The sequence below is a fragment of the Arthrobacter sp. UYEF21 genome, assembly GCF_040546085.1.
Lineage (GTDB): Bacteria > Actinomycetota > Actinomycetes > Actinomycetales > Micrococcaceae > Arthrobacter.
Genome location: NZ_JBEPNF010000037.1, coordinates 1 through 5,455 on the forward strand (window position 1 = coordinate 1; position 5,455 = coordinate 5,455).

At 61.0% G+C, this 5,455-nt stretch carries 6 protein-coding genes and 2 pseudogenes; 5 read left to right on the forward strand and 3 right to left on the reverse strand.

What is annotated here, in order from left to right:
- Positions 1–333: 333 nt before the first annotated feature.
- A pseudogene (locus ABIB27_RS19060) lies at positions 334–1,353 on the forward strand (IS21 family transposase); the annotation flags it as partial.
- A 461-nt stretch (positions 1,354–1,814) separates the two neighbouring features.
- Here ABIB27_RS19060 and ABIB27_RS19065 read toward each other — a convergent pair.
- Both ABIB27_RS19065 and ABIB27_RS19070 read right to left on the reverse strand, forming a co-directional pair.
- Positions 1,815–2,126: a hypothetical protein gene (locus tag ABIB27_RS19065; protein WP_354254668.1), complete on the reverse strand. Its 312-nt coding sequence runs from the start codon at positions 2,124–2,126 to the stop codon at positions 1,815–1,817.
- A gap of 67 nt (positions 2,127–2,193) precedes the next feature.
- On the reverse strand, positions 2,194–2,400 hold the full coding sequence (locus ABIB27_RS19070; RefSeq protein WP_354218020.1) for a hypothetical protein: 207 nt from the start codon (positions 2,398–2,400) through the stop codon (positions 2,194–2,196).
- On the opposite strand from ABIB27_RS19070, the gene ABIB27_RS19520 reads away from it, so the two are divergent.
- The 4 genes and pseudogenes from ABIB27_RS19520 (at position 2,342) to ABIB27_RS19090 (ending at position 4,094) form a co-directional block, all read left to right on the forward strand.
- Entirely contained in the window at positions 2,342–2,749 is a 408-nt protein-coding gene (locus tag ABIB27_RS19520) for a NucA/NucB deoxyribonuclease domain-containing protein (protein ID WP_502909282.1), read from the forward strand. The two genes, ABIB27_RS19070 and ABIB27_RS19520, sit on opposite strands and share 59 nt — an antisense overlap.
- A 16-nt stretch (positions 2,750–2,765) precedes the next feature.
- Complete coding sequence (locus tag ABIB27_RS19075) at positions 2,766–3,257, forward strand: hypothetical protein (RefSeq protein WP_354254670.1); 492 nt, start codon at positions 2,766–2,768, stop codon at positions 3,255–3,257.
- 464 nt (positions 3,258–3,721) lie between these two features.
- Positions 3,722–3,820: pseudogene (locus tag ABIB27_RS19085) on the forward strand (IS21-like element helper ATPase IstB); the annotation flags it as partial.
- Between the two features lie 97 nt (positions 3,821–3,917).
- Positions 3,918–4,094 (forward strand): hypothetical protein, encoded by a 177-nt coding sequence (locus tag ABIB27_RS19090; RefSeq protein ID WP_354218018.1) that lies wholly within the window; start codon positions 3,918–3,920, stop codon positions 4,092–4,094.
- A gap of 260 nt (positions 4,095–4,354) precedes the next feature.
- Here the strand turns inward: ABIB27_RS19090 and ABIB27_RS19095 are convergent, their stop codons facing one another.
- Entirely contained in the window at positions 4,355–4,555 is a 201-nt protein-coding gene (locus tag ABIB27_RS19095) for a hypothetical protein (protein WP_354218017.1), read from the reverse strand.
- Positions 4,556–5,455 lie beyond the last annotated feature (900 nt).

Below are 5,455 nucleotides of genomic sequence, written 5' to 3' on the forward strand. Positions count from 1 at the left end.
GGTGTGGGAGAGTAGGTCACCGCCGGAACACTATTACCGGTCGAGAGCCCCCGAACACCACGTGTCCGGGGGCTCTCCCACGTTAACCACCCACCACACAACCACCCCCAAAACCCACGGGACGCTCTCGCAGCCGGGCCGCGCCGGCACACCGGCCGCACCTCCGCCCAACGTTCCCGACGGCGCATTATGGCAGCTTGAGTGGTGACCGGTTTTGCAGTTTGGATGGGGCCCACTTCGCGGCTCGCCGGGAGATGAATCGCAGTTTCAGTTGAGCCCACCCCACCGTTGATTCCATCGAAGTGTTTTTCCCAACAGTGGAAGGCAAGTCAGGCGTTGGCGGCTGCTGAACCTCCAGCACGAAGGGTTGCTGCCCGTACGGCGTCGAAGCTGGGGCAGCTCAGAGTCGTAATTGATGCGATGCTCCTGGCTGATCTGGACGCTCCGCGGAAGCAACGCAATACCGTCCAGCGTGTCTTTGACCGCCTGGTTAATGAGCACAAAGCTGTGATCTCGTATTCCACGGTGCGCCAGTATGTGAAGGCCCGCCGCGCCGATATCGCTGTCGAGTCCGGGAACGCGCCTGTTGAGGTATTCATCCCGCAGGAACACGCCCCGGGCGCGGAGGCCGAGGTCGATTTCGGTGAGTTCTGGGTCGACACCGACGGGAAACGCACCCGGTGTTACATGTTCGCTTTCCGCCTGTCCCCCTCTGGAAAATCGGTCCACCGCGTTTACCCGACCTGCGGGCAGGAGGCTTTCCTGGAAGGCCATATCGAAGCGTTCAATGCCTTGGGCGGTGTGCCGGCAAGGCAAATCCGCGATGACAACCTCACTTCCGCAGTGACGAAGGTTGTTTACGGGGCCGGCCCGACAGCGGGTCGAGAACGAGCGCTGGGTGCTGTTCAAATCCCACTATGGAGTCGATACCTTCCAGTGCGAGCCAGGAATCAACCGGAAAGTACGGGTGTCCCTGCGTGCTACGGAGGTGCGGATCTTCGAGGGCAGAACCATGATCGCCGCCCAACCCAGGACCGTGGCCAGGGGCGGGCAATGCGTTCAACTGGATCATTATCTTGAGGTGCTCAGGATAAAGTCAGGTGCGTTGCTCGGTTCCAGTGCGTTGGCCCAGGCCCGGGAGACCGGGGTATTCACTCCGGGTAATGACGCGCTCTGGGCGGCAGCGCGTAAACAGACGGTTACGCTGACGCGACCCGCGAACTGATTGACGTGCTGCTCCTGCACCGGGTCATGGAAGCCGGCGACGTTATTGCCGGAATCACGGCTGCTCTGGGAGTGGGTGCGGAGCGGAGCACGCCGGGGTGGGTCCGGCCCCGTCGATCCCGACAAGCGACGCGCTCCCTGATTGTGTGGTCGGCGCCGAAGGCGACAGGTTTGTCCCAATTCCGGCACCAGATTTAGACCGCATCAATATTTTCGCGGAAAACCATTCCATTCCGTATGAAGATCTGAAACTCTTCTCAATGTGAGTATCTGATCACATTCGAAGTGGTCCGCCGTCCAGGTATTCCGCGAGCAGTGGGGGAGTTCTTCATGAAAGGATCCTTGCCCAAAAGTCGCACCATGGGAATATTTCTGTGTCCAAAGCTACGCTCGCGCCGAACATTCTATTTCGTTGCGGTAGCTGGGCTTTTCCTCAGCGCGCTGATTCCGTCCGCAGCGACGAAGGCGTATGCCGCGGATGATTTGGCGACTCTCGCAGCTCACGCGGCCGCGCAAACGGCAATGGTGAATGCATTTCCTGTCAACCAGGTGGCCACGGGCCCCGTATGCTCGCCTATCGTTGCGGGGTCTCAAGCGTGCAGTGTGCCTGTGCCGGCCAGCTCGGCGCCCCCACTGCCGGGAACGTACACGGCCAGCAGTTCCCCGTCGGTGCTGCCGATTCCGGACTGATGCAAGCAGGCACCCATCGGGACCAGGATGGCGTCGCGGGTGCATTCCTGCGAGATCGATATCCTCGATATTCCAAGCGTCGGCCACCAGTTCGGGTTCAGCGTATACCAGATACAGGGAAACGTCAGCGGCATGACCCTGTCCGGTTCAGGTTTATGCAGCGGGAGCTGTGTCACCCAGACACCCGCCTCGATTCCCGATGCTCCGAACACCTTGAATGATTGGCGGGAGGCCGTAGGGGGCCTACGGTCCCACAGGCACCCTCTCCGGATCGATCTATTACCTGTCAACGAACTCGACTATTGCCGCAACCCTCAACGGGGTGTTCTCGTCGACGAGCGGGTACGACTTCTCGTTGCGCTGCGACAACGCTACGGGCGGCAGATATCCCAAAGCCGGGTGCGCCATCTGGTTCGTCCCCGGCGTCGTGGAGTACTCCAGGAGTGCATTGCCGACCTTCACGACGCATGTCAGCGAGGCGATCACTTCCGGACTTCACGGCGGAAACCCGTACGACCCGATCCACCGGACAACCGATCCGGCAGTCACGAACGCAAACAGGACCATTGCCTGCGGTAGCGCACCGTCAATACCCAATCTTTTGTGCGACGAATACCCGTTCGCGTCCACCTCTGAGGGTGCGGCATCTGTCGGTGTTGCACGTTCATTCCCGAACTGCGTTTTCCTTGATCCGCCGGCAACCGGCTCGAGCGGCTACAGCCGGTGCATGATCTCCGCCACAGAGAACTATTCTGCTGGCGGTACACTGGTGGGCGTGTACACCGGCCAGTGGATCCTGGCCCGGGACTCCATGTACGTGTCGATCATCAACTAGGTGGCCCTGAACGTCCATGCAGACCATCGGCCCGGTCACCGTCAACTACCATCTCTACTGTCTGGTCGACTACCAGGACGAAACGATCCCAATGCCGCGCGACCTCGAGGAGGGCAACGGCCTGATCTGCCCCCTCAATACTGGCGCGGTGGTCATCAGCGGCACCGATATGGGAAAGGTCACCGTGCGGGTCAAGACCGCCGAAGCGGAGCCGGTGCTGTCGATGGAAGGCTGGGACGAGGGGGCCGACGTCTCGGTCCACGCACCCCACGGCAAGCTGAATGTCGACGCAATAGCGTACGACTTCCCCGGGCTCCAGGAACTCACCGAACACGGACCGGGATGGTACCGGATACGGTGCCTCGCCCGGAACCGCCTCGCCGAGATGAACAGCATCGCCCACGATCCCAACACTGAGGAGTACCTGCTCATCTGCTGGCCGGCCCCGCAGGCTCCAGAGCAGGTCCACACCATCCAATGGAGTATGGGAAGCCGCCCGAAATCCTGACGGGCCGCAGGGCAGAGCATGGTACCGCGTTTCTCCCGCTGCCGGCGAGCTTGCTCGTGCCCGGACACACCCTGTGATTCCGACAGCGCAGTCGGCAGGGGTGCAGAAGGCGGGTTTGGTCTCGTTGAACGCCACGAAGGCGCTGGTTCAGAAGGTCGCGCTGGCAATGCGCACCGCGTTAGGCGACCGGCGTCAATCTGTTGAACGCAAGCGGCCCCAGGGCTGAACAGTCCAAGCCGCACCTCCATTTCCATGTGGTTCCACGCTGGACAGACGACGGTTTTACAACATGGACGAACGGGCGGTCTTCGAAGAAGATTCCAGAAAACCCGGTTCGCCTACTCGAGGAAGCAGTAGGTGCCTTGAGCGCCAAGTAGCCAGAGAGGACGGCACTCCGAAACGCGCACCGTCGGCCAACGACCTGCCGTCACGGGATCAGTATTTATCCCGAGCCGGACGAAATCTTCACCGACGCCAGGCTTTGCGCCGCGATCGGCGCCCGACTCACCTTCACAGGCCCCATCATCGAAACCGGCACCGACTCCTACAGCCTCGCACAAACCAAGAAACTGCCGAACCAGCACAACAAGGTGGACTCAAATCAAGCTGCCAAAGTGGCATCCAGCGAGAGCGCGTCGCCGCGGGCGTGTGAACTTTCCCATGTATCTCCCCAACGGCACGGCGTTCTTCCGAGTCGGGCTCTGCCAAGCGCTGGGTGGCTACCGCCGGGAGCCCGGTAAAGAGTGCCATGGACGCTGGGTGACCGCGCAGCACCGTCGTTTCCGGGACATCGGCGCCGGATTCGGCCAGTTCCTCGCAGTAGGCGGCTCGGCATAGCGGTTCCACGCGGTAGGGACATTTCCCGTCCATGGTGCCTTGGTTAACCTACCCAGCCAGCAGTTGGCCGAGGTCGAAACCTGGGCACGCGCTCCCGTAGAGGCCCCAGTCAATGACGGCGAAGTTAGTTGAGCCGCCCGGACGTCCTGAGTTGGTTTCGATCAGGAGGGTTTGTGGGCTGGCGTCACCGTGTGCGGTGAGTTGGACTGGTTATGTTCGATCACCATGCTGAAGGGGACGGAGGTGATGCTGCCGTCGGATCAGATCCTGGCAGTTCCGGTGACGCGCCAAAGGCCTCCGGTTGTTATGTTGAACATGGGAAACGTGATTTCCGCGGCGCTGGCCGAAAGGAGGCCTACACTTGGCCTTCCCAAGACAACGGCGGCCAGGTCCGCCAGCTTGCGGGCGCTCACCGATGCAGCGCCGAGGGTGTCCATGTTCTCGAGTGCGGCGGGTTTCATGGTGACCCCTGTGACGGAATGAGCGTAGTCCCCGGCGCTAATGGGTAAACCGACCTATCTGACTCAATGGTCAAGTCAAGCATTGACCGGTGTTAATGAGCCTGCGTCAATGCGAGCAACCATGCCGGCGCCTTGAAGCGTTCCGGACGGTTGTTGACGCGCCGTCTCATCCTTGGCTCCGGCCGCGCCGCCCTCGACCTTACCTGGCACATCATTTCGGATACCAAAGAGCGGTCGCTTGATGCCTTGGGCGCCGGACGCTCCAGGGCGCCGGCGGACTCTGTTCGACATGGGTGCCTTGCCAAGGAGGAGGCGGCGGCGGAAACGCTTGTCATAGGGGTGACCGAGTAATCGTTGATGCGGGCGCTGGAGAGTTGGCGTGCCAGGACCTTGATGGGTGGGTGCGGACGTGCCGCCCGGGCTGCCGTGGCTTTCGAGCCGGGAGCTGAAGCCAGGTTGGCGCATCGCAAGGGCCCGGGATGTGAGCCACTACATAGGAACTGGTATCCGGGGAATGTTGATTAGATTCCGTGTTTGGACCGTGGGTTTCGCGTGGTTTAGGGATTTTGGGGTGGGTGGGTGCTGTGGGCGGTTGATTTGCGGTGGGGGCTGGGTGGGTGTATTGTTTTCTAAGTCGCCGCAGGGAGACAGCGTTGAGCTGGTTACCGCGGTTGGCCAAAACCCCCAAATTTCTGGATCTTATTCTGGTTGTTCTTTTGAGCGTGCCGGTATGGGTTGGGAATGGGTTTTCTGCTGGTGTGGGTCCTGGAAGATGGATTTGCATTGGGGCGGGAAACCGGGTAAGTTTGAAAAGTTGCTCCGGAGCGATCCATGACTGAAGTGTTGTGGTGGTGCCGGGTGTGTCTGTTGTTTGAGAACTCAATAGTGTGCCAAGTTTGT

What these genes read in the sequence shown, in the direction of transcription:
- ABIB27_RS19075 (WP_354254670.1), top strand. Translation starts at nt 2,766, where the DNA reads ATGCAGACCATCGGCCCGGTCACCGTCAACTACCATCTCTACTGTCTG.
- ABIB27_RS19090 (WP_354218018.1), top strand. Translation starts at nt 3,918, where the DNA reads ATGTATCTCCCCAACGGCACGGCGTTCTTCCGAGTCGGGCTCTGCCAA.
- ABIB27_RS19095 (WP_354218017.1), bottom strand. Translation starts at nt 4,555, where the DNA reads ATGAAACCCGCCGCACTCGAGAACATGGACACCCTCGGCGCTGCATCG.